This window comes from Roseomonas nitratireducens (assembly GCF_017813355.1).
Classification (GTDB): Bacteria; Pseudomonadota; Alphaproteobacteria; order Acetobacterales; family Acetobacteraceae; genus Neoroseomonas; species Neoroseomonas nitratireducens.
Window position 1 is genome coordinate 79,814 of sequence record NZ_JAGIYZ010000004.1, and the last position, 26,525, is coordinate 106,338.

Here is a 26,525-nt window from a genome sequence, read left to right on the forward strand (position 1 = left end):
GGGGCAGCAGCATGCAACGACCCGACCGACAGCCCCGCCTGCCCGCGCGCCGCGCGCTGCTCGCGGCCCTCGCCGCGGCGCCTGCGCTGCCGCTCCACGCGCAGACCCTGGCCGCGCGGCCGCTGCGCATCGGCTACATCGTCAACGGGCCGGAGCGGACGATCTTCGAGGAGAAGTTCGAGCTGGGCATGCGGGAGAACGGCTATGTCGTCGGGCGCAACCTGACGATCGACTACCGCCACCAGCTTCGCCCGGACCACGATCTGTCGGACGTCATGCGGTCCTTCGTCGAGGCGCGGGTGGATGCGATCGTCTGCTCGACGCGCGGCGGCGTGCTCGCGGCGCGCGCGGCCACCACCACCATCCCCATCGTCTTCGGCGCGACGCGCGACGCGATCCAGGACGGGCTGGTGCAGAGCCTGGCGCGGCCCGAGGGCAACGTCACCGGCCAGTCCTTCCATGCCGGCGAGCTGACCGCCAAGCGCATCCAGCTGATGCGGGAAGCCTTCCCCGAGGCGCGCCGCTTCGCCGTGATCTTCAACATCTACTACCCCTCGCAGATCCAGATCGACGAGGCGGAGCGGGCGCAGGCGGCGCTCGGCATCGAGCTCGTCTTCCAGGGCATCGCGGTGCCCGAGGGGCTGGAGGATGCCTTCGCCGACCTCAGGCGGCGCGGGATCGCGGCGCTGTTCGTCGTCTCCGACGTCTCGACCATCACCAGCCGCGTCCGGCTCGGGGAGACGGCGTTGCGCCACCGCATCCCCATGGTCATGTCGAACAAGCGCTACCTGACGGGCGGCGCGCTGATGAGCTACGGGCCGGATATCAGCGAGGGCTTCCGCCGCGCCGCCCGCCAGGTGGTGCGCGCGGCGAACGGCACGCCCATCAGCTTCCTGCCGGTGGAGAACCCGACGCATTTCGAGTTCGTCATCGACCTGCGCGCGGCACGGACGCTGGGCGTCGAGATCACCCAGCCGATGCTGGCGCGGGCGGACGACGTGATCGAATGATCGGCCGCCGCGCCGCCCTAGCGCTGCCGCTGGCCGCGGCCGCCCGCGACGCCGACGCGCAGCCGCGCCGCCCGCGGCGCATCGGCTACGTCCATTCGGTGAGCATCGGGCCGGCGAACAACGCGACGCGCATCATCGGCGGCCATCTCCGGCAGCGCGGCTTCGTCGACGCCCAGACGCTGTTCCTGCGGGCAGGGCGGGGTGACCCGGCGGTCCTGGAACGCGCGATCGAGGAACTGCTCGCGCACGATCCCGGCGCGCTGATCGCGGTCGGGGCGCCGGCGGTCTTCGCGGCGGCGCGGCTGGGCCGCGGCGTGCCGGTCGTGGCCGTCGACCTCGAGACGGATCCCGTCGCCGCCGGCCTCGCCGCGTCGGATGCGCGGCCGGGCGGCCATGTCACCGGCCTGTTCCTCGACCAGCCCTCGCTCGCGGGCAAGTGGCTCGACCTGCTGCTCGAACTCGCGCCGGCGACGCGGCACGTCGTCTTCCTGTGGGATCCGGCGACCGGCCCCCACCAGCGCGACGTCGCCGTCGTGCAGGCGGGGCGCCGGCGCCTGACGGCCGCGGTGGTCAACCCCTTCGATACGGATGCGCTGCCATCCGCGCTGGCGCGGGCCGCCCGCGGCACCGTCGGTGTCGTCATGCTCACCGCGCCCGGGATCACGGAGCATCTTGGAAGGATCGGCGGGATGCTCCAGGCTATGGGCGTGCCAGGCGTGACCTTCCTCGCGAACTTCGTCGGGTCGGGCTTCGCGATGGGCTACGGCGTGGACCAGCCGCACTATTTCGCCCGCGCCGCGGTGCTCGCCGAGCGCATCCTCGACGGCGAGGATCCGGGCGCCATACCGATCGAGCGGCCGACCCGCTTCCGCTTCGCGATCGACCTGCGGGCCACCGGCACGCTCGGCCTCGCGGTGCCGCACACGCTGCTCGCCCTGGCGGACGAGGTGCTGGAATGAAGCGCCGCGGCCTGTCCCTCGCCCAGCGGCTCACCCTCGCCTTCCTCGGCCTGGTGGGCGCGGTGCTGCTGGTCAACGGCAGCATCTCCATGTGGTTCGCCTATCGCGAGGCGACCGAGGCCGCCGTGCGCGTCGAGCAGGAGAAGGCGGATGCGGCGGCGGACCGCGTCGCGCAGTTCATCGCCGAGCTCGAGCAGCAGATCGGCTGGACCACGCGGGCCGACTGGGCGCGCGTGCCGATGGAGCAGCGCCGCTACGACTTCATCCGCCTGCTGCGCCAGGCGCCGGCGATCAGCGAGGTGCTGTATGTCGACGGGGAGGGGCGCGAACGTCTGCGCCTCTCGCGGCTCGAGCCCGATGTCCTCGACAGCGGCACCGACCTGTCCGCCGATGCGCGCTTCCGTGGCGCGCGGGAGAACCGCGTCTGGTACGGCCCGGTCACCTTCCGCCGCGGATCGGAACCCTACATGGCGCTCGCCATGGTCCATGCCGGGCGCAATCCCGGCGCCACCATCGCCGAGGTCAACCTGAAGCTGATCTGGGAGGTCATGACGGCGATCCGCGTGGGCGGCACGGGCTATGCCTTCGTCACGGACACGGCGGGGCGGCTGATCGCGCATCCGGACATGAGCCTGGTGCTGCGCGACACGGATCTGTCCGCGCTGCCGCAGGTGGCCGGCGCGATCGCCGGCGCGGGGGAACGCGTGCGCGCCGCGCGCGGCGTCGACGGGCGCGCGGTGCTGTCCGCCCATGCGACGATCCCGCGGCTCGGCTGGATCGTCTTCGTCGAACAGCCGACGTCGGAGGCCCTCGCCCCCGTCTATGCCGCGGCCTACCAGACGCTGGCGCTGCTCGCCCTCGGCGTCGTCGTCGCGCTGCTGGCCGGCGTCGTGCTCGCGCGGCGGCTGACGGGCCCGATCCGCGCGCTCCAGGCCGGCGCGGAGCGGCTGGGCCAGGGCGACCTCGCGCAGCGCATCGATGTCGAGGCCAGGGACGAGATCGGCACGCTGGCCCTGCGGTTCAACGAGATGGCGGTGCGCATCCAGGACGCGCAGGAAACGCTGGAGGCGAATGTCGCGGACCGGACGCGGGAACTGGCCGAATCCCTCGATGATCTGCGGGCCGCGCAGGACCGGCTGGTGCAGACCGAGAAGCTCGCCTCCCTCGGCCAGCTCACCGCCGGCATCGCGCACGAGATCAAGAATCCGCTGAACTTCGTGAACAACTTCGCCGAGCTCTCGATCGACCTGCTGGCCGAGCTGCGCGACGCGATGGACCGCGCGGACGGCGCGATCGCGCCCGCGCTCCGCCTCGAGATCGACGAGCTCTGCGGCATGCTCCGCGACAACCTCGCGAAGGTCACCGCGCATGGCCGGCGCGCCGACAGCATCGTGCGCAACATGCTCGCCCATTCGCGCGAGGGAAAGAGCGAGCGCCGCCGCGTGGACATCAACGCGCTGGTCGAGGAATCGCTCAACCTCGCCTGGCATGGCGCGCGCGCGGAGCGGCCCGGCTTCAACGTCGCGATCGACAAGCGCCTGGACCCGGCGGCCGGGCAGCTCGATCTCTATCCGCAGGAATTCACGCGCGTGCTGCTCAACCTGTTCGGCAACGCCTTCCACGCCGTGCAGCAGAAGGACAAGGCCGGCTTCCAGCCGCATCTGCTGGTCTCCACCCAGGCGCGGGCGGAGGAGGTCGTCGTGACCGTCCGCGACAACGGCACCGGCATTCCCGAAACCGTCCGCAGCCACATCTTCGAACCCTTCTTCACCACGAAGCCGCCCGGCCAGGGGACGGGGCTCGGCCTCTCGCTCTCGCACGACATCGTCGTGCAGCAGCATGGCGGGCGGATCGAGGTCGCGACCGCGCCCGGGGAATGGACCCAGTTCAACGTGACGCTGCCGCGCATGCCGGCAGAGCAGGGGCGTGCGGCATGAGCGTCCTGGTCCTGGTGGTCGACGACGAGCCCGACATCGAGGCGCTGTTCCGCCAGCAGTTCCGGCGCGACCTTCGCGAAGGGCGCTTCGAGATGGGCTTCGCCGGGTCCGGACCGCAGGCGCTCGGCCTCATCGCCGCCGCCGCCGGGCGGGACATCATCCTGCTGCTGTCGGACGTGAACATGCCGGGCATGAGCGGCTTCGACCTCGTTGCCCGCGCCCGCACGCTGCGGCCCGACGTGCCGGTCGTACTCATCACCGCGTATGACGACCCCGGGACGCGCCTTCGCGCGGGGGAGAGCGGGGCGGAGGGGCTGATCCCGAAGCCTATCGACTTCGCCCTGCTGCGGGCGGAGATCGAGCGGCGCCTGCGCGCGCGGGAGGCGACGCCATGAGCCTCGTCCTGGTCGTGGACGACGAGCCGGACCTGGAGGCGCTGATCCTGCAGCGATTCCGGCGGGAAGCGCGCGACGGGCGGCTCGCCTTCCATTTCGCCCGCGACGGGCAGGAGGCGCTGGAGCGCCTTGACGCCGCGCCCGAGACGGCGCTCGTGCTCGCCGACATCAACATGCCGCGGATGGACGGGCTGACGCTTCTGGCCCGGCTGCAGGAGATGCCGGACCCGCCGGCGACCGTGATCGTCTCCGCCTATGGGGACATGGCGAATATCCGCACCGCGATGAACCGCGGCGCCTTCGACTTCCTCACCAAGCCGATCGACTTCGCCGACCTCGAGGCGACGATGACGAAGACGCTGCGGCACGTGGCGGAACGGCGCGCGGCGGAGGCGCGGCGCATCGCCGCCGAACGGGCGCATGCCGCACTCGCGCGCTATTTCTCGCCCAACCTCGCGCGGCAGCTCGCGGATGCCGAGCGGTCGCTCGACCTCGGTGGCCAGCGGCGCGACATCACCGCCGTCTTCACCGACGTCGCCGACTTCACCGCGCTGGTGGAGGAGCTGGCGCCCGCCGCTCTTGCCGGCCTGCTCAACGCGTATCTGTCGGGCATCACCGACATCGTCTTCGCCCATGGCGGCACGGTCGCGAAGGTGATGGGCGACGGGATGCTGCTGCTGTTCGGCGCGCCGGACGAGCAGCCCGACCATGCGGCGCGCGCGGTGGCGTGCGCGCTGGCGATCGACGCCTTCGCCGAGGCCTTCCGCGCGGCACGCGCGGCGGAGGGAACCGGCTTCGGCGCGACGCGCATCGGCCTGCACAGCGGGCCGGCCCTGGTCGGCGATTTCGGTGGCGGGCGGCATTTCGACTACACGGCCTATGGCGACACGATCAACGTCGCGGCGCGGCTGGAGGCGGCGAACAAGGCGCTTGGCACCAGGCTGCTCGCTTCCGCTTCCGTCGCCGCGCGCATCCCGGGCTTCCAGGGGCGCGGCGTGGGCGAATTGCTGCTGCGCGGCCGGACGGACGCCGTCGCCGCCTTCGAGCCGCTGACGTCGGACCGCGCGGCTTCGCCTGCCTTTTCCGCCTATGTCGGCGCGCTCACGCAGTGCCGCGTGGACCCGGCGGCGGCGCTGGAGGCGCTTGCGCGCCTCGCGGCGACGGGCGATGCGCTGGCGTCGTTCCAGGCCAGGCGGCTGGCCGCGGGCGGCGACGGGCCGATCGACCTGCGGTGATGGTTCTGGCCGCCGGGCAGGCGGGGTGCCGCGCTTCCCCGCTGCGTCGCGCGGGGCGCGTCCAGGCGTCGGCAGGGGACGTGAAGGCGCGCCCCCTGCCGTTGCTTCCTCAGAGCAGGACGATCTCCACGCGACGGTTCTGCGGTTCGCGCGTGTTGTCCGCGGTGGGGACGAGCAGCTGTCCCTCGCCGACGCCGCGCGCGGTGATCTCGCCGCGCGGCACGCCCAGGCGCACGAGTTCGGCCGCGACCGCGTTCGCGCGGCGCACGGACAGCCCCTGATTGTACTGCGGCGAGCCCGAGGTGTCCGTATGGCCCGTCACCTCGATGCGCGTCACCTGCTGGCGTCCGCGCGCCTGCGCCGCCTCGGCGATGATCTGCCGCGTCCGCGCCGTCAGGTCCGAGCGGTTCCAGTCGAAGAAGACAAGGAAGGTGCGCGCGGGCGCGGGGGCGGCGGCCGCGACCGGCCCGGCCGCGGGGGCCGCCTGGCCGAAATTGTAGCGCACGCCGAGCAGGACGGAGTGGTTGAAGGCATCGACCTCCACATTCGAGCGCTGCGTGACGCCGATCGCATTCGTCGCCGTCGCGGAGAATTCCGGCGAGAGCATGCCGAAGAAGCGGTACTCGGCGGTGAGGGCGAGGCCGGGCACGGAGCTGATCGGCAGGCCGAGGCCGAGGATCGCCTGGTAGGCGAAGCGCCCGTCGGAATCGTCGATGCGGAACTGCGGCACGGTCGTGCCTGCGGTGGTGCGCCCGCGCAGCGAGACGTTGTCGTAGTCATGCACCGCATAGCCGGCGCCGAGGCCGACATAGGGCTGCACGGCCCAGCGCGAGGTGGCGCCGAAATCGTACAGGACATTGGCCATCACGCCGTAGGTCCGGGCCGTGCCGCCCGAATTGCCGCTGAAGCCGGTCGCGCTCACCTGGTCGACCTCGTTCTGGCGGTAGTTGCCCTCGAGTTCGACGCGGAAGCCGTTGCCGAAGCCATAGCCGACCGAGATCAGCCCGACGAAGCCGAGGCTGAAGGAGGCGTTGAAGCCCCCGCTCGGCGTCAGGCCGAGATTGTTCGGATTGACGTTGCTGCTGTCGATGAAGCTCTGGAGGTTGCCGCCGTCGGAATCCGTCAGCCAGTTCATGCCGGCCCCGCCGGCGATGTACAGCCCGGTGACGGGCTGCGCGATGGCGGCGGCGGCGGGCATCGCCATGACGGTGGCGAGGAGTAGGGCCTTCTTGGAGTTCATGGCTGTGGTCCTGCTTCCGGGATCGCGGCCCATTGCCGCATCGGGGTAACTTCCGCGGGCCGCCGGCGTTGCGCGGGGTTGCATGCGCGATGCGCTCTGCCTCGGGTATGTGGCCCGCGAGCAACAAGCGCGGTGCCGGATCGCCCGATGCGCGCGTCACTCCGCGCGCGGTTCCTTCTCGGCTTCGTTGACCGCATCCTCGTGATCGCGCCGCGCCTTGTCGCGCTGGTGGATTTCCTTGCCGTAGTCCGGGCCGCCTTCCTTGCGCTCGTCGGGGCGGAGCCTCGGATCGGGGCGATCGGGCGGCGGGGCATCGGGGACGTGGCTGGGGAGGCGCGGACGACGAGGACCATTCATCGGGCTTCTCCTTCTCGGTCGAGGAGAACGCACGCCCGGACGAAAGGTTGCTCGCGCGCCGGCTCCGTTTCGCGCCCTTCCGGATGGATCCGGGACGCCATCGACCGCGCGGCCAGCGCGTGCCCGCAGGCTGCGCCACCACGGCACCAAGGCCGCGATGCGCCACCGGCGCACCGGCGAGGATGGCGCGCGGGAGGCCACGGTTCCAAGGACGCCGCCCGCGGCCTCTTGATGCCTGCGCGACCGGGTTTGGTGCGGGGCCGCGCGCGCCGCTGCTACATCATGCCCATCACGAGGCTGTCGGCCGCCTGCCGCTGCTGCTCGGTCAGCACCGCATAGAGCGGCGTGAGGGCGGTCTTCAGCCGACGCAAGGCCTCGACATGCGCCGTCGCCATGCGCTCATGCTGCTCGATGCGCTGCGGCAGGGTGACGGGCGGCGCGTTCGCCGCGGATGGCTGCGCGGCCTCCGGCGTGCGGGCGCGGAGCTCGGCCATGGCCCGGCTGTTGGCGCGCAGCGCCTCGGCGAAGGCATTCCATTGCGCCGTCTGCGCCTCGGTGATGCCGATCTCCGCCTTGAGGAAGGCGATCCGGCCCTCGACATGCTGGCCCATCATGCCGTGGCCCATCATGCCCGCGCCCATCGGCATGCCGCCGCGCATCATGGGCATCCCCATGCCGGGCCCCATGCCCGGGCCGGGCGTCATCCGGCCCGCGCCGGCCGGTGGCGTGGCCTGCGCCGGGGGCGTGGCGGGCGCCGTGGTCTGCGCCCATGCGGCGCCGCTAAGGCCAAGCAGGAGCGTCGCGGCGCCGAGCGCCGATGTCCTCGAGAACTGCATGACTTTCCTCCGATGAACGCGCGTGGGGGTCTGGATCGTGGCCGGCCGGACTGTCGCGGCCTGGTCGTCGCGGAACGGCGGCGGCGCCTGAACCGGATCACGACGGAACAACGCGCGACGGCGCGTCGGGTTGCATGGCGCGTTCGGTGGCGGCTCGCCTTAGCGGTGGCGCGGTCGGGGGCCGGCGCGGCACGCGCGGGATGGAACCCGCGTCCCGCCGCGGCGCCAAAAGGCGCGCGACCATTGCTGCGCGGCTGGGGCAATTCCGCCTCTCCGGCCCGATGACGTGTCCGCCGGCGGCTTGAAGTGGCGTCCCCGAGAGACGCCAATATGAAGACATAATTCATTGAAAAATCTTGATCAGGCGTTTTGGTCTTGCTCACGACCCCCATTTCCACCCCCAGCGTTGCAATTGATGCCGGTGGACGATGCGGTGGGAGGCGTCGATCGCGGGAACGGCGAAGCATGCGGCTCCAGCCACTCGATCAAAGATGCCCACCGCCCGGTGGTTTGAGCAGGAGCGGCCCAGAGACTTTCGGCCGAAGGTTCCCATCGCTGAAGCCGGCGGAGCTTAGAACTCTCGCCCCCGAGCTAGGCTCGATGCGGCGGAAATGGCGGGCGACTAGGTCCAGATCGTCGCAATACGGCATCGTCGGATGCGGGTCCCCGCATCCCGAAACTCCCGAGAAATCAACGAACTCGAAGCACCCCGCATCGGCTTATGCCGAGCGGTCGCTCAGGGCGCGTAATGTTTTTGCTCGATCAGAGAGACCCTTCCGCGATGACGCGCCGGGACCGTGCTCGCCCTACTCCTGGCCGAACCGGTAGCCCACGCCCGGTTCCGTCCGGATGAGCCCCGCGGCCGGTCCCAGCTTCTGCCGCAGGTGGCCGACATACACGCGCAGGTATTGCGCATCCTCGACATGCGCGGGCCCCCAGACCGCCGTCAGGAGCTGGCGCTGCGTGACCACCCGGCCCTCCCCGTAGCGAACCAGCGCGGCGAGCAGGTCCCATTCACGCGGCGTCAGCTTCAGCGGCTCACCGCCCTCCACCCGCGCGATCCTGCGAGCGAGGTCCACCTCCAGCGGGCCGGCCCGCACCAAGGTGTCTGCCACCTGCCGGGATGCCGCCCCGGCGCGCCGCAGCGCGGCGCGGATGCGCGCCAGCAGTTCGCCCAGCGCGAAGGGCTTCTCGACATAGTCATCCGCGCCGGCATCGAGTGCGGCGACCTTCTCGGCCTCCTGATCGCGGGCGGAGAGGATGACGATAGGGGCGTCGGTAAAGCCGCGCAGCCGGGGGATCGCCAACTTACCGTCGCCGTCCGGCAGGCCCAGGTCGAGCAGCACCAGCGCGGGCGCCCGCTCGGCCGCCAGGCGAAGGCCTTCCGCCATCGTCGCGGCGCGCATCGGGGCGTAGCCCGCCGCTTCCAGCGCCGGTCCGAGGAAGCGATGGATCTGCGGCTCGTCGTCCACGACGAGGATCCGGGGTGGAGCGACCGCGCTCATGCGCCGGGGAACCTCACCACCATCCGCGTCCCGCGTCCATCCGGCGTCGCGGGGCTCTCGGCGGCGATCCGCCCGCCCATGGCCTGGACGAGGCCTCGGCAGATCGCGAGGCCGAGGCCGCTGCCGGCCGCGACGCGGTCCGTGCGGGTCGCACGGAAGAAGGGATCGAAGACCCGGTGCAGATCCTCGCGCGGGATGCCCGGCCCGTCGTCCTCGATGACGATCACCACCTCCGGCCCTTCGCGCCCGACCCGTGCCGCGACACGACCATCGGGTGCCGAGAATTTGAGAGCGTTGTCGAGCAGGTTGGCCAGCACCTGGTCGAGCAGCGCGGGGTCGAGGCGTGGCGCGATCGGTCGAGAGCCGAGGTCGAGCGCGATCTCCCGATCATGCCCCCGCGCGCTGCGCCCGGCTGCGGTCTCCAGGGCCTCGGCGAGATCCACCTCCTCGCGTCGTGGCGCGATCTGCCGGTTCTCGATGCGCACCATGTCGAGGATGTTGGCGATCCAGCGTGAGAGCCGCTCGGTTTCCTCCTCGGCCGTGGCCAGCAGGTCGGCGCGCGTCGCCTCGGACAGCGTGGTGCCAGCGGTGCGCAGCGTCGCGACCGCGCCGCGGATCGATGTCAGTGGCGTCTTCAGGTCGTGGCCGAGCGACGTCAGCAGCGCGGTGCGCAGCGCCTCGGTCTCCGCGCGCGCCTCGCCGCGGGCGCGCTCCTCCATCAACTCTGCCCGTTCCAGTGCGACGGCCGCCTGATCGAGAAGCGCGTCGAGCGCGCGATCGGCCTCGCCGTCCAGCGGACCGGCCTCCTCCGACGCCCGCAGGCCGACAAGACCGGCGAGGCCGCGCGCCGTGCGCATCGGGCGGAACTGCCAGGCGGCGGACGGGAGCGTATCGGTGCCGCGCCCGGCGGCGCGCCGATTGGCGGCCGCCCATCGCGCCGCCGCCATGCTCGCCTCGTCGGGCTCGGCCTCGACCGGCACGCTGGCCCGCAGCACGGGTTCGGGGGCGCTCTCGCCCGGCAGAGGCGGCAGGAGCAGCAGCACGCAGGCCGACCCGCCCGCGATGCGGGAGGCCTCCTCGGCAATCGCCTGCACAAGGTCGCCCTTGTCCCCCGCCGCGCCGAGCCGCCGGCTGAACTCCACCAGCCGACGCAGCCCGAGCATGCGCGCCCGCGCGGCGCGCACCGACCGACCAAGACCGCCGGTGGTCCCTGCCAGCAGCAGCGCGACCAGCGCGAAGACGACGACACCGACCACGTCCTGAGGTCCGGCGATCGCCAGCGTGTAGCGCGGCGGCAGGAACAGGAAGTTCCAGGCCAGGAAGGAGAACGCAGCGGCCAGCGCCCCCTGCACGGGGCCGAAGCCGACGGCTGCCGCCACGATCGGCACGAGGTAGACCATGCCAAGCGCGCCTTCCGGCACCACACCGTCGAAGGCGAGGCCCACCGCGGTCGCCGCCGCGACGAGGGCGGGTGTCGCGGCCCAGCCAGTCCAGGGCGGTAGCCCATGGCGCTCGGGCGGAACAGGGCGCGGTGCGCCGGCCGGCGCCGGGACGAGGTGCAGCGTGAAGTCGGTGGCCTGCCGCAGCAGCGCCGCCGACAGCGTGCGTCCCGTCAGCCGCCGCCACCAGCCTGGCTGCCCGCGACCGATCACGAGATGCGTGGCGTTTCGCGCCCGCGCCTCGCGCAGGATCGCGGTGGGGAGGTCGGCGGCGACCACCGTTTCCGCCGTCGCGCCAAGCCGCTCGGCGAGCCGCAGCGCCGTGCCGGCATCGGCGTCCAGGGCCGCGGTGGGCTGCTCGACATGCAGGGCGACGAGCGGCGCCTTCAGCGCGTCCGCCACGCGCCGCGCTTCCCGCACCACCATCTCCGCCGAGGGATCGGCGCCGACCAGCGCCATGACGCGATCGCCGGCGGGCCAGGGGCCGGCGATGGCGTTGGCGCGCATGTAGCCCGTGACGTCCGCGTCCACACGGTCCGCCGTGCGGCGCAGCGCCATCTCGCGCAGCGCGGCGAGGTTGCCCTCCCGGAAGAAGCCGCGCAGCGCGCGGCTCGCCTGGTCGGGGCGGTAGATCCGGCCCTGGCGCATCCGCTCGATCAGCTCGGCGGGTGGGATGTCGATAAGCTCGACGGCGTCGGCCTCGGCGAGCACGCGGTCGGGGACGGTTTCCGTCACGCGCACGCCGGTGATGCGCGCCACCGCCTCCGACAGGCTCTCCAGGTGCTGGACGTTCATCGTGGTCCAGACCTCGATGCCCGCCTCCCGCAGCTCCTCCACGTCCTGCCAACGCTTCGGGTGGCGGCTGCCGGGCGCGTTGCTGTGCGCCAGTTCGTCGAGCAGCAGGATGGCGGGGCGGCGCGCGAGCGCGCCATCGAGGTCGAATTCCTCGAGCGTCTGGCCGCGATAGGGGATGCGGGTGCGCGGCAGGATCGGCAGCTCGCCGATGGCGGCCTGCGTCTCCGTCCGGCCATGCGTCTCGACGATGCCGATCAGCACATCGGCACCGCCGGCGCGGCGCCGGCGCGCCTCGGAGAGCATCTCCATCGTCTTGCCGACGCCCGGCGCGGCGCCGAGGAACACCTTCAGCCGCCCGCGTCCCTCCCGCCGCGCGAGGGCGAGCAGGACATCGGGATCAGGGCGGGCGGGCTCCTCGGTCACCCTGTCCCGATAGCAGGCCCAACGGGCGGCCGCCCGCCTCTTTATGCCGTCTTTATGCGGGTCGGGCGGATCGCGCATGGAGCGTTTACGCCCTGTCGGCCTACCCCACCGCGATCCTTCGGATGGGAGCCCCTCGATGCTCGACCTTCTCCTGCTGGCGCTCGGCGTCGGAGTCTTCGGCCTGATGGCGGCCTACCTGGCCGGTTGCGAACGGGTGTGAGCCCAGTGGCCGACCTCATCCTCGCCGGCGTCGTGACCGGCGGCCTCTTCCTCTACCTCCTGTGGGCGCTGCTGCGCCCCGAGGATCTCTGATCCCATGACGCTGAACGGCTGGGCGCAGATCGCCCTCATCCTCGGCCTCGTTGCCGCCACCGCCATTCCGCTCGGGCGCTACACCGCCGCCGTCGCGGCAGGGCGCGTCACCTTCCTCGCGCCGCTCGAGCGTCTGTTCTACGCCGCGGGCGCAGTGGATCCGGCGCGCGGCATGGGCTGGAGGGCCTACACGCTGGCGATGCTCGCCTCCAACCTCGCGGGCTTCCTCCTCCTCTACGCCATCCTGCGACTGCAGGGCGTGCTGCCGCTGAACCCGGAAGGCATGAGCGGGCAATCCGCCTGGCTCGCCTTCAACACGGCGGTGAGCTTCGCGACCAACACGAACTGGCAGGCCTATAGCGGCGAGAGCGGCCTGTCCTACCTCAGCCAGATGGCGGGGCTGACGGTGCAGAATTTTCTCTCCGCCTCGACCGGCATCGCGCTGGCGCTTGCGCTGTCGCGCGCCTTCGCGGCCGGCGGCGTGAAGGACCTCGGCAACTACTGGGCCGACTTCGTGCGCATCACGCTCTACCTGCTGCTGCCGCTCGCCTTGATCCTCGGGCTGTCGCTGGTGGCGGGCGGCGTGCCGCAGAGCCTCTCGCCCTATGTCCAGGCGACGACGCTCGAGGGCGGCAGCCAGACCATCCCGCTCGGCCCCGCGGCGTTCCAGGTCGCGATCAAGCAGCTCGGCACCAATGGCGGCGGCTTCTTCGGCGTGAACTCCGCGCATCCCTTCGAGAACCCGACGCCCTGGACGAACCTGCTCCAGAGCTGGGCGATCCTCGCCATTCCCTTCGCCCTCGCGCGCACCTTCGGCCACATCGTGCGCGACATCCGCCAGGGCTGGGCGCTGTTCGCGGTGATGATGGGCTTCGTCGCCGCCGGCGTGGGGCTCGTCTACGCCGCGGAGGCGGGCGGGAACCCGCTGCACATCGCCGCGGGCGTGGACCCGGCGATGGGCAACATGGAGGGCAAGGAGGTGCGCTTCGGGACCGCGCTCTCTGCGCTCTGGGCCGTCGCGACCACCGGCGCCTCGAACGGCAGCGTCAACGCGATGCTCGACAGCTTCACGCCGCTCGGCGGCATGGTCCCGCTGTTCCTGATCCAGCTCGGCGAGGTGCTGCCGGGCGGCGTGGGCTCGGGCCTCTACGGCATGCTGGTCTTCGTGCTGCTGGCGGTCTTCATCGCCGGTCTCATGGTCGGCCGCACGCCGGAATATCTCGGCAAAAAGGTGCAGGCGAAGGAGGTCAAGCTCGCGATGCTGGCCGTGCTCGTCCTGCCGATCTTCATCCTGGGCTTCACCGCCGTCGCCGCGGTGCTGCCGGTCGCCACCGCCTCGGTGCAGGATGCAGGCCCGCACGGGCTGTCCGAGATTCTCTACGCCTACACTTCCGGCGCGGGGAACAATGGCTCAGCCTTCGGCGGGCTGATCGCCGACACGCCCTGGTTCAACGTCACCATCGGCCTGGCGATGCTGTTCGGGCGCTACGCGGTAATCGTGCCAGTCATGGCAATCGCGGGGTCGATCGCCGCCAAGCCGAAGCTCGCGGCGTCGGCCGGCACCTTCCCGACGCATGGTCCGCTCTTCGTCGGGCTGCTGGCCGGCGTGATCCTCATCCTGGGCGGGCTGCAGTTCGTGCCGGCCCTCGCCCTCGGCCCGATCGCCGAGCACTTCGTGCTCGCCGCCGGCAAGACCTTCTGAGGTTCGCCCTTCCATGGATGCCACCCCTGTCTTCCACCCGGGCGAGGCCCGTCGCGCGACGCGCGGCGGCGCCCTGCTCTCCGGCCCGATCGTCCGGCGCGCGTTGCTGGATGCCTGCGCGAAGCTCGATCCGCGCCACCTTGTGCGCAACCCGGTCATCTTCGTCACCGAGGTCGTCGCGATCCTGGTGACCGTGCTCGCCTTCCGCGCGGCGGGGATGGGGCAGCCCTGGACCTTCCAGGCGGGCATCGCGCTGTGGCTCTGGCTGACCGTGCTGTTCGCCACCTTCGCCGAGGCCGTCGCGGAGGGCCGCGGCCGCGCCCAGGCCGAGAGCCTGCGCCGCGCGCGGACCGAGACGCAGGCGAAGCTGCTGCTGCGCACCGACGACCGCACGCTCTGGCAGCCCCGCGCCGCGACGGAGCTGCGCGTCGGCGATCTGGTGCTGGTCGAGGCCGGCGACCTCATCCCCTCCGACGGCGAGGTGGTGGAGGGCATCGCCAGCGTGAACGAGGCGGCGGTGACGGGCGAGAGCGCGCCCGTGATCCGCGAGAGCGGCGGCGATCGGAGCGCGGTCACCGGCGGCACGATGGTGGTCTCCGACTGGATCGTGGTGCGCATCACGGCCGCGCCTGGCTCGACCTTCCTCGACCGGATGATCTCCCTCGTCGAAGGCGCGTCGCGGCAGAAGACGCCGAACGAGATCGCGCTCGACATCCTGCTCGCGGGCATGACGATCATCTTCCTGATCGCGGTGGCGAGCCTGGTCGGGTTGGCATCCTGGAACGGCCAGCCGCCCTCCGTTGCGGTGCTGGCCGCACTGCTGGTGACGCTGATCCCGACGACGATCGGCGGGCTGCTCTCGGCCATCGGCATCGCCGGCATGGACCGGCTGGTGCGCTTCAACGTGCTGGCGACCAGCGGCCGTGCGGTGGAGGCCGCCGGCGACGTGGACGTGCTGCTGCTCGACAAGACCGGCACCATCACGCTCGGCAACCGCCAGGCGGCGGGTTTCATCCCCGTTCCCGGCGTGACCGAGCGCGAGGTGGCGGAGGCCGCGGTGCTGTCCAGCCTGGCGGACGAGACACCGGAAGGCCGCTCCATCCTGGCCTTCGCCCGCGACCGCCATGGCGTCGATACGCCGGCGCTGCCCGAGGGCGCGAAGGTCATCCCCTTCACCGCGCAGACCCGCATCTCGGGCCTCGACCTGCCGCAGGGGAGCTACCGCAAGGGCGCGGTGGATGCGCTGCTGCGGAACCTGGGCGGAGAGGCGCCGCCCGCGCTGCGCGAAGCGGCGGACCGCATCGCGCGTGCCGGCGGCACGCCGCTGGCCGTTGCCCGGAACGGGCAGATCCTCGGCGCGATCGAACTGAAGGACATCGTCAAGACCGGCATGCGGGCCCGCTTCGACGCGCTGCGGCGGATGGGCATCCGGACGGTGATGGTCACCGGCGACAACCGTCTGACCGCCGCCGCCATCGCCGCCGAGGCCGGCGTCGACGACTTCATCGCGGAGGCCACGCCCGAGGATAAGTTGGCCTACATCCGAAAGGCGCAGGCCGAGGGCCGGCTGGTCGCGATGGCCGGCGACGGCACCAACGACGCGCCCGCGCTCGCCCAGGCCGATGTCGGGCTCGCCATGCAGACCGGCACCCAGGCGGCGCGCGAGGCCGGCAACATGGTCGACCTCGACAGCGATCCCACCAAGCTCATCGAGGTGGTGGAGATCGGTAAGCAGCTGCTGATCACGCGCGGCGCGCTGACCACCTTCTCCATCGCCAACGACGTCGCGAAATACTTCGCGATCCTGCCGGCGATCTTCGTCGCCTCCTATCCGGAGCTCGGCGCTCTGAACGTGATGGCGCTCGCCTCGCCGGAGAGCGCGATCCTGTCGGCGGTGATCTTCAACGCGCTGATCATCGTAGCACTCGTGCCGCTCGCGCTGCGCGGCGTGCGCTACGTGCCGGTTGGCGCCGCGGCGCTGCTGCGACGGAATCTGCTGATCTACGGGCTCGGCGGCGTCGCCGCGCCGTTCATCGGCATCAAGATCATCGACGTCATCCTCGTCGTTCTGGGGATTGCCTGAACCATGACCGCCATCCTCCGCCCCGCCATCGCCATTATCGCGCTGTTCACGCTGCTGCTGGGCCTGGCCGTGCCGCTAGCCTTCACCGGCCTCGCCGGCGTGCTCTTCCCGACCGAGGCCGGCGGCAGCCTGGTCGAGCGCGAGGGCCGCGTGGTCGGCTCGGCGCTGCTCGGACAGAACTTCGCCTCGTCGCGCTACTTCCATCCGCGTCCCTCGGCGACGAGCGAGCCTGACCCGGAGAACGAGGGCACCACGCGCGTGGCGCCATACAACGCGGCCGCGTCCGCTGCCTCGCAACTCGGCCCGACTTCCGGGGCGCTGCTCGAGGCGGTGACCGAGCGTGTTGCCATGCTCGGCGGTGGGCCGGTGCCGGCGGATGCCGTGACCGCCTCGGGCTCGGGGCTCGACCCGCATATCAGCCCGGAGAGCGCGGCGCGACAGGTTCGCCGCGTGGCGCAGACCCGCGGCCTGCCCGAGGCGCGCGTCGCGCAACTTGTCGCGCAGCACACCGAAGGCCGCCAGTTCGGTGTGCTCGGCGAGCCGCGCGTGAACGTGTTGCGCGTCAACCTCGCGCTGGATGCACTGAGGTGACCCGCCGGAAGTGCGCGTGGGGTCTGCGCCTCGCCCATCCGCGGCATCTATGTCTCATTTGGGGTTGGAGGCGGCCTCGAAACGGTTTCCGCATGAGATGCCGGATGGGGAAGATCGCCGGCACAGGTCATGAGTCGGCGGGGTTGAAGCGCGTCGGACGAACGACCCGAAGTGGGCCCCGGCAACCCGTCGACTGCGTGCCGGTCCTCACTCGCCTCCCCGTGTCGCGACGTCGCTTTGCGGCAACCGGCAGGCCTGGCGCGCCGCGGAAGGCGGGCGCCTGAAGCCGCATTCGACGAGCGGGGCCATGTTTCGACCCCGGAGGGCGTGTTTTGGATGCCGGGAAGGGCGTGCCCGCCCACGCACCTGCCTGCTCCGTGGACTGCTTGTTGATCGCCCCGCCGGCACCGCGCCTGCGTGCGCCGGGGCCATTCTCGACCGTCCCCGCTTCGGGCCTGCCGACGCCCCCGAATACCCGTCCATGCCCGCCGCAGCGGCGATATGGCGGAATCTTTGCCGTACGCGAAGCCGGGGCACGACATGCGCGACGCGTCGAGACACGCGCACCCGTCATGCGCGCCAACGGAGCGGACCTCCTGATCGTGCGCGGGACGGCAGCCACGATGTCCGTCGAGACCGCGAAGGCTGCCTTGCGGGAGTCCGGGCTCGGCCGCTGGTCGGCCATCGTGATGCCGCGCGGCCTGGCGGGCGGCCGCGGCGGCGCGGGTTGCGGCCCGTGCTGGACGGGTTCGGCACCTGGGTCGAAGCCCGTGACGGATACCTCAGTCGATGGATGACCGCGGAGCGCGGCAGGCATCCGAGCGCACGGCCACGCAGCGATGTGGGGGCGATTGTGGGAGCTGATGGCGTATCCGGGCAAAAAGCCAAGAAAAACCCGATCCTGTGGCGTCCCCGAGAGACGCTAATATAAAGACATAAATCATTGAAAACGCTTGCTCATGGCTTTTGATCTTGCTCACGACCCCCATTTCCACCCCCAGCGTTGTAATTGATGCCGGTGGACGATGCGGTGGGAGGCGTCGATCGCGGGAACGGCGAAGCATGCGGCTCCAGCCACTCGATCAAAGATGCCCACCGCCCGGTGGTTTGAGCAGGAGCGGCCCAGAGACTTTCGGCCGAAGGTTCCCATCGCTGAAGCCGGCGGAGCTTAGAACTCTCGTCCCCGAGCTAGGCTCAATGCGGCGGAAATGGCGGGCGACTAGGTCCAGATCGTCGCAATACGGCATCGTCGGATGCGGGCCCCCGATTTGAACCCGTCAGGGGGCTAGACGACGGATAGGAGCAGAGACTTGAGTTCGGTATCGGGGGATCGGCCATGGCGCCCTTCACCCCGACATGGAGGTCGGAGATCTCCCCTTCGGCGAGAGTGACAAGCTTCACCCGGCAGAAGGTCACCTGCTTGTAGAAGGCTGCGATGTCCTCGAGGTCGCGGGAGAAGCGGTCGAGGCTCTCGGCGAGGATGACGTCGCAGTTGCCGGCTTGGGCGGCATCCCGCAGGGCGATGAAGCCCGGGCGTTTGCCCTTGGTGCTGGACATGTCCGCATCAGAGAATTCCCCGAGGATGGACCAGCCCTCGCGCTCGGCGCGGGCGCGGCAGATGTGTAGATGGTCCTCGATCGAGGCCTCGCGCCGGTTCACCTCGACTTCTTCATCGGACTCGAGACGGGCGAGAGGACCACGCTGCTCGACGACGCGCCGCGCTTCCGCGACCTGCTCGCCTGAACTGCCAGGCGCCCTGTCGTCGCGGCGGGGCGCCAAGGATTGCGCGGCCAGGAAGGGCCGCGTCGCACACTTCGCTGACAAGTCGATGGTTTGTCCGTGTGCCCCAAGCATGGGGTCCGGTTCCGAATGCTCTCCGGCACGCAGCATCACCAACCAGTCGCAGCTATGTCATCGGACTGTCGCATGCGGTGGCTATCCCACGGGCGCAGTCCAGATGAACCGCGGGTGTGATGTCGCAACGCAAGAACGTCCTTCTCATCGTCGTCGACCAATGGCGTGCGGACTTCGTGCCGCATCTCGGGGCAGGATTTCTCCGGACGCCGAACCTCGATCGCCTGTGCCGTGAAGGCGTGACCTTCCGCAACCATGTCACCAACGCGGTGCCCTGCGGACCGGCGCGGGCGAGCCTGCTGACCGGCCTCTACCTGATGAACCACCGCGCGGTGCAGAACACCGTACCGCTCGATGCGCGCCACTCGAACCTCGGCAAGCAGCTACGCGAGATCGGGTATGACCCGGCGCTGATCGGCTATACCACGACGACGCCCGACCCGCGCACCAGCGGCCCGCGCGACCCGCGCTTCACGACGCTGGGCGACCTGATGGACGGGTTCCGCAGCGTCGGCGCCTTCGAGCCTACCATGGATGGCTACTTCGGCTGGCTCGCCCACCAGGGCTACGCGCTGCCGAAGCGGCGGGAGGACATCTGGCTGCCCGAGGGCGAGGACGCTGTCCCGGGCGTGACCGACCGCCCCTGCCGCATTCCCGCTTCCCTGTCCGACAGCACCTATTTCACCGAACGCGCGCTGACCTACCTGAAGGGCCGCAACGGCAAGCCGTGGTTCCTGCATCTTGGATACTACCGGCCGCACCCGCCCTTCATCGCGCCGGCGCCCTACCACGAGATGTACGCGCCGGCCGACATGCCGGCGCCGATCCGCGCGCCGCACTGGGAGAAGGAGGCCGAGCAGCACCCGCTGCTGCGCCACTACCTGCGCGATATCAAGCAGGGCTCCTTCTTCCATGGCGCCGGCGGCGCGGCGAGCACGCTCGACGAAGGTGCGATCCGCCAGATGCGGGCGACCTATGCCGGGCTGATCACCGAGATCGACGACTGTCTCGGTCGCGTCTTCGCCTGGCTGGACGAGAACGGCCAGTGGGAGGAGACGATGATCGTCTTCACCTCCGACCACGGGGAGCAGCTCGGCGATCACTGGCTGCTCGGAAAGGTCGGCTATTTCGACGAGAGCTTCCGCATCCCGCTCGTCGTCAAGGATGCTGGCCGCAACCTGCGCGCCGGGGTGATCGAGGACGCCTTCACCGAGAGCGTGGACGTGATGCCCACGATCCTCGATGCGCTCGGCGGCTCTTCACCGCGCAACTGCGACGGGCATTCCCTGCTGCCGCTGCTGGATCATGCGGCGCCCGACGATTGGCGCGACCTGCTCTTCTACGAATACGACTTCCGCGACGTGCACTACTCGAAGCCCGAGACCGCGCTCGGCCTCGGGATGGATGAGAGCGCGCTCTGCGTCGTGCAGGACGCCTCGTACAAGTACGTGCACTTCGCCGCGCTGCCGCCGCTGTTCTTCGACCTGAAGCGTGACCCGCACCAGTTCACCAACCTGGCCGAGGACCCGGCCCATGCCGCGCTGGTGAAGGAATACGCCCAGAAGGCGCTGTCCAAGCGCATGCGCCACGCCGAGCGCACGCTGACCCATTTCCGCGCCACGCCGCAGGGGCTCGAGGAACGTCTCGAAGCCCCTGCGCTGCGTCGTGCCGCCGAGTGACTCCAGAGCCAGGAGAATGAAGATGATCCGTCGCCGCCACCTGCTCGCCGCCCCCGCGCTCGCTACGCTGCCGCGCCCCTCCCTGGCCCAGGCCGACCAGCGGCCGTCCATTACCATCGCCGTGCAGAAGGTGTCGAACAGCAACACGCTCGAGGTGCTGCGCGAGCAGTCCAATGTCGGGGAGCGCGTCTTCTACTCCTCGCTCTGGGAAGGGCTGATCGGGCGCAACTGGCTCGGTGCGCTGGAGAGCGTCCCGGGCCTCGCGACCGAGTGGCGCCGGATCGACGACCGCACCGTCGAGCTGAAGCTGCGCGAGGGCGTCCGCTTCCACAACGGCGATGAGATGACGGCCGAAGACGTCGTCTTCTCCTTCGGCCGCGAGCGCATGTTCGGCAGCGGCGATGCCGCGCCGGGCGCCGGCACGCTCTTCGCACGCATCCCCGGCCAGGGCCCGCAGGGCAAGGAATTGCCGCCCGAGGTGGTCGCCGTCGCGCGCCGCATCTGGCCGGCGCTGGAGCGGGTGGAGCCGGTGGACCGGCACACGGTGCGCTTCGTCAACCGCACGCCGGACGTGACGATGGAAGGGCGCCTCGCGCGCTACGGCAGCGACATCTGCTCCCGCCGCGGCTTCGCGGATGCGGCCAGCTGGCTCGACTGGGCGCGCAAGCCTGTCACCACGGGCCCCTACATGGTCGCGGAGTTTCGCCCCGACGTATCGCTGACGCTCGTGGCGCACGACCAGTACTGGGGTGGGCGCCCGCCGCTGCGCCAGATCCGCTTCGTCGAGGTGCCGGAAGTCGCCTCCCGCATCAACGGCCTGCTCTCCGGCGAATACCAGTTCGCCTGCGACATCCCGCCGGACCAGATCGCCGGAATCGAGCGCAACCGCGCCTTCGAGGTGCAGGGCGGCACGATCCTCAACCACCGCCTCACCGTGTTCGACAAGAACCACCCACAGCTCCGCGACGCGCGGGTGCGCCGGGCGATGACGCACAGCATCGATCGCCAGGCGATCGTGGACAGCCTCTGGGCCGGGCGCACCGTGATCCCGAAGGGCCTGCAGTGGGACTATTACGGCGAGATGTTCCACGCCGATTGGTCGGTGCCGCGCTTCGACCTGGCCGAGGCGCGCCGTCTCCTGCGCGAGGCGAACTACCGCGGCGAGCCGATCCCCTACTGCCTGCTGAACAACTACTACACGAACCAGACCGGCACGGCGCAGATCCTCGTGGAGATGTGGCGGGCCGCGGGCATCAACGTCCAGATCCAGATGGTCGAGAACTGGGCGCAGGTCTTCGCGCGGGAGACGCCACGCGCGGTCCGGGACTGGTCCAACAGCGCGCCCTTCAATGATCCTGTCTCCTCCATCGTCAACCAGCACGGCCCGAACGGCCAGCAGCAGCAGGTGGGCGAGTGGACGAACGACGAGTTCAACCGCCTGTCGGGAGAGCTCGAGACCAGCACCGACCGCGCGCGGCGCCGTATCGCCTTCCGCCGCATGCTGGAGATCGCCGAGCGCGAGGACCCCGCATTCACCGTGCTGCACCAGAACGCGACCTTTACGGCGAAGCGGCGGGACGTGGCATGGAAGGCGAGCCCCGCCTTCGCCATGGACTTCCGCCCCGGCAATTTCGGGAGCTGATCCGATGCATCGCCGCCAACTTCTTGCCGCGCCCGCGCTGGCAGTGCTGGCGCGTCCGGCCGTCGCCCAGGCGGACCAGCGCCCGGTCGTCACCATCGCCGTGCAGAAGCTGTCCAACTCCAACACCTTCGAGCCGCCGCGCGAGCAGTCCAATGTCGGCTTCCGCCTGCACGGCCTGTATGCCGAACAGCTGGTGGGCACGGACTGGCTCCGCGACGCGCGGCTCGTCCCGGGCCTGGCCACCGCCTGGCGCCGGCCGGATGCCGCGACGCTCGAACTGACGCTCCGCCAGGGCGTGCGGTTCCACGACGGGCGCGAGATGACGGCGGAGGATGTCGCCTTTTCCTTCGGCGAGCGCCTGTTCGGCACGCGCGGGGCGAGCGGCGCCGGCACCTCGACCGTGCTGGCCGGCACCAACAGCAAGGAGCCGCCGGCGGAGGTGATCGCCGTCGGGCGCCGTACCTATCCGGGGCTCGATCGGATCGAGATCGTGGACCGCTACACGGTCCGCTTCGTCAACCGCACGCCGGACGTCACGCTGGAAGGCCGTGTGGCGCAGAGCGTGGGGGCGATCCTGTCGCGCGAGGCTTTCGCCGCCGCCGAGAACTGGCTTGCCTGGGGGCGCATCCCCGTCGGCACCGGGCCCTACCGCATCGCCGAGTTCCGCCCGGACACCATGCTGGTGATGGAGGCGCATGACGCCTATTGGGGCGGCCGCCCGCCGGCGCGTCGCCTGCGCTTCGTGGAGGTGCCCGAGGTCTCGGCCCGGGTGAACGGCCTCTTCTCCGGCGAATACGATTTCGCGTGCGACATCCCGCCGGACCAGATCACGGTCGTCGAGCGCAACAGCCGCTTCGAGGTGCTGGGCAGCCCGATCAACAACATCCGGAAATTCTCCTTCGACAAGACGCACCCGGTGCTGGCGGATGCCCGCATCCGGCGCGCCATGTCGCACGCGATCGACCGCCGCATGCTCGTCGAGACGCTCTGGGCGGGGCGCACCGTCATTCCGCGCGGCATGCAGCTCGAAAGCTATGGCGCGATGTACCTCGCCGACTGGGAGAACCCGCGCTTCGATCCCGCCGAGGCGCGACGCCTGCTGCGGGAGGCGAACTACCGCGGCGAGCCGATCCCCTACCGCCTGCTCAACAACTACTACACCAGCCAGGTCGCGAACGCGCAGATCGCGGTCGAGATGTGGCGCGCCGTCGGCCTCAACGTGCAGATCGAGATGCGCGAGAACTTCACCCAGGTCACGGCGCGCACCCCTGGGCGTGGCGTGCGGGACTGGTCGAACACCTCGATCTTCGGCGACCCCGTCGCGGGCATCCTGCGCGCCCTCGGGCCCCGCACCGAGGCCGAGCGGAACGCCGAGTGGACCAATCCGGAATTTGACCGCGTCGCGACGGCGCTCGAGGCCGAGACGGACATGGAGCGGCGGCGCGCGCAGTTCCGCCGCATCCTCGAGATCGCCGAGCGCGAGGACCCCTGCTACATCGTGCTGCACCAGGCGGCGGCCTTCACCGCCAAGCGCCGCGACATCGCCTGGCGCGCGGCGAACGGCTGGGCGATGAATTTCGGCCCCGGCAACCTCCGGGTCGGCGCGTGAGCACGCCGCTGGTCGAGATCAGCGGCCTCACCGTCTCCTTCGACGGCCAGCCGGCGCTGCGGGGCATCGACCTTGCCGTGGCGCCCGGCGAGGCGGTGGGGATGGTGGGGGAATCCGGCTGCGGCAAGTCGGTCACCTGGCTCGCGGCCCTTGGCCTGCTGCCCGCCCGCGCGCGTATTGGCGGTCGCGTCGCGATCGGCGGCCAGGACCTGGTGGGCGCGCCTGCGTCGGTCCTGGAACGCGTGCGCGGCGGACGCATCGCCATGATATTCCAGGACCCCGCCAGCAGCCTGAACCCTGTCCATCGCATTGGGCGGCAGGTCACCGAGGCGCTGGCGCTGCACCGCGGCATGACCGGCGCGGCGGCGCGGGCGGAGGCGAGGCGCCTGCTCGACCAGGTGGGGATCCCCGACGCGGCGCGGCGGCTCGACGTCTATCCGCACGAGCTTTCGGGCGGGCAGAACCAGCGCGTGATGATCGCGATCGCCCTGGCCGGCCAGCCGGAACTGCTGGTGGCGGACGAACCCACCACCGCGCTCGACGTCACGATCCAGGCGCAGATCCTCGAACTCCTCCAATCGCTGCGGCGGGAGACGGGGATGGCGCTGGTGCTGATCAGCCACGATCTCGGCGTCGTGGCCGAAGCCTGCGAGCGCGTCGCCGTCATGTATGCGGGCCGCATCGTCGAGGAAGCGCCCATTGCGCGCCTGTTCGACACGGCGGCGCATCCCTACACCCAGGGGCTGCTTGGCGCGCTGCCGCCGATCGACGGGCCGCGGCGGCGCCTCGCCGCCATTCCCGGCGGCGTGCCCGAACCCTGGGCGATGCCGCCGGGCTGCGCCTTCGCGCCGCGCTGCCCGCATCGCGCCGCGGCGTGCGACGCGCGGATCCCCGATGCCTCGGCCCTGGTCGAGGGTCATCGCGCCGCCTGCATCCGGGCGGCGCCCGCGACGGCCCTTGCCGAGAGGATGCCCGCATGAGGCCGGGTGGCGTGCTGCTGGAGGCCGAGGGTCTCGTCCGCCGCTACGGCATGCGTCGCGGCGTCTTCGGCCGCACCGTCGACGTGCGCGCGGTGGACGGCGTATCGCTGAGGTTGGAGCGCGGCCGGACCCTCGGCCTGGTCGGGGAATCGGGGTGCGGCAAGTCCACCACCGGCCGCCTCGTGCTCGGCATGGAGACGCCCGATGGCGGCTCCGTCTCCTTTGACGGACGACCGATGCCGTCCCCGGGCACCTCCGCCTGGCGTGTCCTCCGGGCGCGCATGCAGATGGTGTTCCAGGATCCGCTCGGCGCGCTGGACCGGCGCCTGCCGATCGCGGCGCAGGTCGTGGAGCCGCTCGACATCCACGGCATCGGCGACCGTGCATCGCGCGCCGCGCGCGTCGAGGATCTGCTGCGCGCGGTGGGTCTCCGGCCGGACCAGGGCGCGCGCTACCCGCACGAGCTGTCGGGCGGGCAGCGCCAGCGCGCCGTGCTCGCCCGCGCGCTCGCGACCGACCCGGCCTTGCTGGTGTGCGACGAGCCGATCAGCGCGCTCGACGTCTCGATCCAGGCGCAGGTGATGAACCTGCTGGTCGACCTGCAGGAGCAGTTCGGCACCGCCATGCTGTTCGTGAGCCACGACCTGCGCGCGGTGCGCCAGGTCAGCCACCGCGTCGCGGTGATGTATCTCGGCCGCATCGTCGAGGAAGGCGAGCCGGACGGCGTGTTGCGCGACCCGGCGCATCCCTATTCGCGCGCGCTCGTCTCCGCCATCCCGCATCCCGGGCGCGGCGGGCAACGCATCGTGCTGCAGGGAGACCCGCCCAATCCGGCCGACCGGCCGACCGGTTGCGCCTTCCATCCACGTTGCCCGGTCGCCACCGGCCTCTGCGCGCAGGAGGCGCCGGCGCTGAAGCCGCGCGCCGACGGGCGCCTCGTCGCCTGCCACGTCGCCCACGGGGAAGCCGTGGCCGGCACCGGCCTGCCGCGGCGGGAGGCCGCCTGACATGCTCCGCTTCGTCGCCTCGCGCATCGCGCGCGCCGCGCTGACCATCTCCATGGTGGTCACCTTCGCCTTCATCGTCCTGCGCATGTCGGGCGATCCCGCGCAGATCATCATGGGCGCCGATGCGCCACCCGAGGCGGTGGACGCCTTCCGCACCGCCTGGGGCCTCGATGAGCCGATCTGGGTGCAATACCTCTCCTATTTCTGGGCGATCCTGCAGGGTGATCTCGGCCGATCCATGCGGGACGGGCGCGACGCGATCGTGCTCGTGACGGAGCGCATCCCGGCGACGCTCGCGCTGACGCTGCCCGCGCTGGCCATCAAGATCGGCCTCGGCATACCGGCGGGCATCTACGCCGCGCTGCACAGGAACTCGCTCGCGGACCGCATCGTGATGGTGGTGGCGGTAGCGGGCTTCACCGTGCCGTCCTTCGTGCTCGGGCTGCTGCTCGTGCTGCTCTTCGCGGTGCAGCTCGGCTGGCTGCCCTCGGGCGGACAGGAAAGCTGGCGCCACGCCATCCTGCCCGTGGTGACGCTCGGGCTCGGCGGCGCCGCCGTGCTCGCGCGCTTCACGCGCAGCGCGATGCTCGAGGTCCTGGGCCAGCCCTTCATCCGCACCGCCAGCGCGAAGGGCGTGCCGTGGCGCGCCGTGGTGGTCGGCCATGCGCTGCCCAATGCGGCCATCCCGACCGTGACGATCATCGGCTTCATGGTGGGCTCGCTGATCGCCGGCGCGGTCGTCGTCGAAAGCGTCTTCTCCTGGCCCGGTGTGGGGCGGCTGCTGGTGGTGGCGGTCGGCAACCGGGACCTTGCCGTCGTGCAATGCGTGCTCCTGCTGGTCGCGGTGACGATGGTCTGCTCCAACCTCATCGTCGATCTCCTGTACGGCCTGCTCGATCCGCGCCTGCGTGGCGCTGCGCGGAAGGCCGCCTGAG

The 26,525-nt window shown here is 71.1% G+C and carries 21 protein-coding genes; 15 read left to right on the top strand and 6 right to left on the bottom strand.

Features of this window, described 5'->3' with window-relative positions:
* The first annotated feature begins 11 nt into the window (after positions 1 to 11).
* The 5 genes from J5Y09_RS06155 to J5Y09_RS06175 are packed head-to-tail and all read left to right on the top strand — an operon-like array spanning position 12 to position 5,536.
* The gene (locus J5Y09_RS06155) at positions 12 to 1,010 is read left to right on the top strand and encodes an ABC transporter substrate-binding protein (protein WP_209350875.1); all 999 of its coding nucleotides are present in this window, start codon (positions 12 to 14) and stop codon (positions 1,008 to 1,010) included.
* Positions 1,007 to 1,969 carry an ABC transporter substrate-binding protein gene (locus tag J5Y09_RS06160; RefSeq protein WP_209350876.1) on the top strand — a complete coding sequence of 321 codons (963 nt, stop codon included), beginning with the start codon at positions 1,007 to 1,009 and terminating at the stop codon, positions 1,967 to 1,969. Before J5Y09_RS06155 ends, J5Y09_RS06160 begins: the two co-directional genes overlap by 4 nt.
* Positions 1,966 to 3,906, top strand: a complete 1,941-nt coding sequence (locus J5Y09_RS06165; RefSeq protein ID WP_209350877.1) for a sensor histidine kinase — start codon at positions 1,966 to 1,968, stop codon at positions 3,904 to 3,906. The genes J5Y09_RS06160 and J5Y09_RS06165 overlap by 4 nt, the downstream gene beginning before the upstream one ends.
* Positions 3,903 to 4,301, top strand: coding sequence for a response regulator (locus tag J5Y09_RS06170; protein WP_209350878.1), 399 nt, complete (start codon positions 3,903 to 3,905; stop codon positions 4,299 to 4,301). The genes J5Y09_RS06165 and J5Y09_RS06170 overlap by 4 nt, the downstream gene beginning before the upstream one ends.
* Positions 4,298 to 5,536, top strand: coding sequence for an adenylate/guanylate cyclase domain-containing protein (locus J5Y09_RS06175; RefSeq protein ID WP_209350879.1), 1,239 nt, complete (start codon positions 4,298 to 4,300; stop codon positions 5,534 to 5,536). The genes J5Y09_RS06170 and J5Y09_RS06175 overlap by 4 nt, the downstream gene beginning before the upstream one ends.
* Before the next feature lie 109 nt (positions 5,537 to 5,645).
* Here the strand turns inward: J5Y09_RS06175 and J5Y09_RS06180 are convergent, their stop codons facing one another.
* From J5Y09_RS06180 to J5Y09_RS06200, 5 genes are all read right to left on the bottom strand, one after another.
* Positions 5,646 to 6,776, bottom strand: a complete 1,131-nt coding sequence (locus J5Y09_RS06180) for an OmpA family protein (RefSeq protein WP_209350880.1) — start codon at positions 6,774 to 6,776, stop codon at positions 5,646 to 5,648.
* A gap of 156 nt (positions 6,777 to 6,932) precedes the next feature.
* Positions 6,933 to 7,133 carry a hypothetical protein gene (locus tag J5Y09_RS06185; protein WP_209350881.1) on the bottom strand — a complete coding sequence of 67 codons (201 nt, stop codon included), beginning with the start codon at positions 7,131 to 7,133 and terminating at the stop codon, positions 6,933 to 6,935.
* A 275-nt stretch (positions 7,134 to 7,408) separates the two neighbouring features.
* Positions 7,409 to 7,969, bottom strand: coding sequence for a Spy/CpxP family protein refolding chaperone (locus tag J5Y09_RS06190; protein ID WP_209350882.1), 561 nt, complete (start codon positions 7,967 to 7,969; stop codon positions 7,409 to 7,411).
* 806 nt (positions 7,970 to 8,775) lie between these two features.
* Positions 8,776 to 9,474 carry a response regulator gene (locus J5Y09_RS06195; protein ID WP_209350883.1) on the bottom strand — a complete coding sequence of 233 codons (699 nt, stop codon included), beginning with the start codon at positions 9,472 to 9,474 and terminating at the stop codon, positions 8,776 to 8,778.
* The gene (locus tag J5Y09_RS06200) at positions 9,471 to 12,131 is read right to left on the bottom strand and encodes an ATP-binding protein (protein ID WP_209350884.1); all 2,661 of its coding nucleotides are present in this window, start codon (positions 12,129 to 12,131) and stop codon (positions 9,471 to 9,473) included. Before J5Y09_RS06200 ends, J5Y09_RS06195 begins: the two co-directional genes overlap by 4 nt.
* A 216-nt stretch (positions 12,132 to 12,347) precedes the next feature.
* Here J5Y09_RS06200 and kdpF point away from each other — a divergent pair, with 216 nt between their 5' ends.
* Genes kdpF through kdpC form a run of 4 tightly spaced genes read left to right on the top strand, consistent with a single transcriptional unit; the run spans position 12,348 to position 16,819 of the window.
* Positions 12,348 to 12,443: a K(+)-transporting ATPase subunit F gene (gene kdpF, locus J5Y09_RS24720; protein WP_209350885.1), complete on the top strand. Its 96-nt coding sequence runs from the start codon at positions 12,348 to 12,350 to the stop codon at positions 12,441 to 12,443.
* A 4-nt stretch (positions 12,444 to 12,447) separates the two neighbouring features.
* Entirely contained in the window at positions 12,448 to 14,145 is a 1,698-nt protein-coding gene (kdpA, locus tag J5Y09_RS06210; protein ID WP_209350886.1) for a potassium-transporting ATPase subunit KdpA, read from the top strand.
* Between the two features lie 13 nt (positions 14,146 to 14,158).
* Positions 14,159 to 16,228: a potassium-transporting ATPase subunit KdpB gene (gene kdpB, locus J5Y09_RS06215; protein WP_209350887.1), complete on the top strand. Its 2,070-nt coding sequence runs from the start codon at positions 14,159 to 14,161 to the stop codon at positions 16,226 to 16,228.
* 3 nt (positions 16,229 to 16,231) lie between these two features.
* A complete protein-coding gene (kdpC, locus tag J5Y09_RS06220; protein WP_209350888.1) occupies positions 16,232 to 16,819 on the top strand; it encodes a potassium-transporting ATPase subunit KdpC in 588 nt (195 codons plus the stop codon).
* A gap of 1,194 nt (positions 16,820 to 18,013) precedes the next feature.
* Here kdpC and J5Y09_RS24255 read toward each other — a convergent pair.
* Positions 18,014 to 18,478 carry a recombinase family protein gene (locus J5Y09_RS24255; protein WP_342451425.1) on the bottom strand — a complete coding sequence of 155 codons (465 nt, stop codon included), beginning with the start codon at positions 18,476 to 18,478 and terminating at the stop codon, positions 18,014 to 18,016.
* Positions 18,479 to 18,792: 314 nt separating this feature from the next.
* Here J5Y09_RS24255 and pehA point away from each other — a divergent pair, with 314 nt between their 5' ends.
* Genes pehA through J5Y09_RS06255 form a run of 6 tightly spaced genes read left to right on the top strand, consistent with a single transcriptional unit; the run spans position 18,793 to position 26,524 of the window.
* Complete coding sequence (pehA, locus tag J5Y09_RS06230; RefSeq protein WP_209350890.1) at positions 18,793 to 20,352, top strand: phosphoric/sulfuric ester hydrolase PehA; 1,560 nt, start codon at positions 18,793 to 18,795, stop codon at positions 20,350 to 20,352.
* A 16-nt stretch (positions 20,353 to 20,368) separates the two neighbouring features.
* Positions 20,369 to 21,994 carry an ABC transporter substrate-binding protein gene (locus J5Y09_RS06235; RefSeq protein ID WP_209350891.1) on the top strand — a complete coding sequence of 542 codons (1,626 nt, stop codon included), beginning with the start codon at positions 20,369 to 20,371 and terminating at the stop codon, positions 21,992 to 21,994.
* A 4-nt stretch (positions 21,995 to 21,998) separates the two neighbouring features.
* Positions 21,999 to 23,603, top strand: coding sequence for an ABC transporter substrate-binding protein (locus tag J5Y09_RS06240; RefSeq protein WP_209350892.1), 1,605 nt, complete (start codon positions 21,999 to 22,001; stop codon positions 23,601 to 23,603).
* Entirely contained in the window at positions 23,600 to 24,583 is a 984-nt protein-coding gene (locus J5Y09_RS06245; protein WP_209350893.1) for an ABC transporter ATP-binding protein, read from the top strand. The genes J5Y09_RS06240 and J5Y09_RS06245 overlap by 4 nt, the downstream gene beginning before the upstream one ends.
* Positions 24,580 to 25,590 carry an ABC transporter ATP-binding protein gene (locus tag J5Y09_RS06250; protein WP_209350894.1) on the top strand — a complete coding sequence of 337 codons (1,011 nt, stop codon included), beginning with the start codon at positions 24,580 to 24,582 and terminating at the stop codon, positions 25,588 to 25,590. Before J5Y09_RS06245 ends, J5Y09_RS06250 begins: the two co-directional genes overlap by 4 nt.
* Before the next feature lies 1 nt (position 25,591).
* On the top strand, positions 25,592 to 26,524 hold the full coding sequence (locus J5Y09_RS06255) for an ABC transporter permease (RefSeq protein WP_209350895.1): 933 nt from the start codon (positions 25,592 to 25,594) through the stop codon (positions 26,522 to 26,524).
* Position 26,525 lies beyond the last annotated feature (1 nt).

What these genes read in the sequence shown, in the direction of transcription:
- J5Y09_RS06165 (WP_209350877.1), top strand. Translation starts at nt 1,966, where the DNA reads ATGAAGCGCCGCGGCCTGTCCCTCGCCCAGCGGCTCACCCTCGCCTTC.
- J5Y09_RS06160 (WP_209350876.1), top strand. Translation starts at nt 1,007, where the DNA reads ATGATCGGCCGCCGCGCCGCCCTAGCGCTGCCGCTGGCCGCGGCCGCC.
- J5Y09_RS06185 (WP_209350881.1), bottom strand. Translation starts at nt 7,133, where the DNA reads ATGAATGGTCCTCGTCGTCCGCGCCTCCCCAGCCACGTCCCCGATGCC.
- kdpC (WP_209350888.1), top strand. Translation starts at nt 16,232, where the DNA reads ATGACCGCCATCCTCCGCCCCGCCATCGCCATTATCGCGCTGTTCACG.
- J5Y09_RS06250 (WP_209350894.1), top strand. Translation starts at nt 24,580, where the DNA reads ATGAGGCCGGGTGGCGTGCTGCTGGAGGCCGAGGGTCTCGTCCGCCGC.
- J5Y09_RS06180 (WP_209350880.1), bottom strand. Translation starts at nt 6,776, where the DNA reads ATGAACTCCAAGAAGGCCCTACTCCTCGCCACCGTCATGGCGATGCCC.
- J5Y09_RS06155 (WP_209350875.1), top strand. Translation starts at nt 12, where the DNA reads ATGCAACGACCCGACCGACAGCCCCGCCTGCCCGCGCGCCGCGCGCTG.
- J5Y09_RS06170 (WP_209350878.1), top strand. Translation starts at nt 3,903, where the DNA reads ATGAGCGTCCTGGTCCTGGTGGTCGACGACGAGCCCGACATCGAGGCG.
- J5Y09_RS06255 (WP_209350895.1), top strand. Translation starts at nt 25,592, where the DNA reads ATGCTCCGCTTCGTCGCCTCGCGCATCGCGCGCGCCGCGCTGACCATC.
- J5Y09_RS06175 (WP_209350879.1), top strand. Translation starts at nt 4,298, where the DNA reads ATGAGCCTCGTCCTGGTCGTGGACGACGAGCCGGACCTGGAGGCGCTG.
- kdpA (WP_209350886.1), top strand. Translation starts at nt 12,448, where the DNA reads ATGACGCTGAACGGCTGGGCGCAGATCGCCCTCATCCTCGGCCTCGTT.
- pehA (WP_209350890.1), top strand. Translation starts at nt 18,793, where the DNA reads ATGTCGCAACGCAAGAACGTCCTTCTCATCGTCGTCGACCAATGGCGT.
- kdpB (WP_209350887.1), top strand. Translation starts at nt 14,159, where the DNA reads ATGGATGCCACCCCTGTCTTCCACCCGGGCGAGGCCCGTCGCGCGACG.
- J5Y09_RS06195 (WP_209350883.1), bottom strand. Translation starts at nt 9,474, where the DNA reads ATGAGCGCGGTCGCTCCACCCCGGATCCTCGTCGTGGACGACGAGCCG.
- J5Y09_RS06190 (WP_209350882.1), bottom strand. Translation starts at nt 7,969, where the DNA reads ATGCAGTTCTCGAGGACATCGGCGCTCGGCGCCGCGACGCTCCTGCTT.
- J5Y09_RS06240 (WP_209350892.1), top strand. Translation starts at nt 21,999, where the DNA reads ATGCATCGCCGCCAACTTCTTGCCGCGCCCGCGCTGGCAGTGCTGGCG.
- J5Y09_RS06235 (WP_209350891.1), top strand. Translation starts at nt 20,369, where the DNA reads ATGAAGATGATCCGTCGCCGCCACCTGCTCGCCGCCCCCGCGCTCGCT.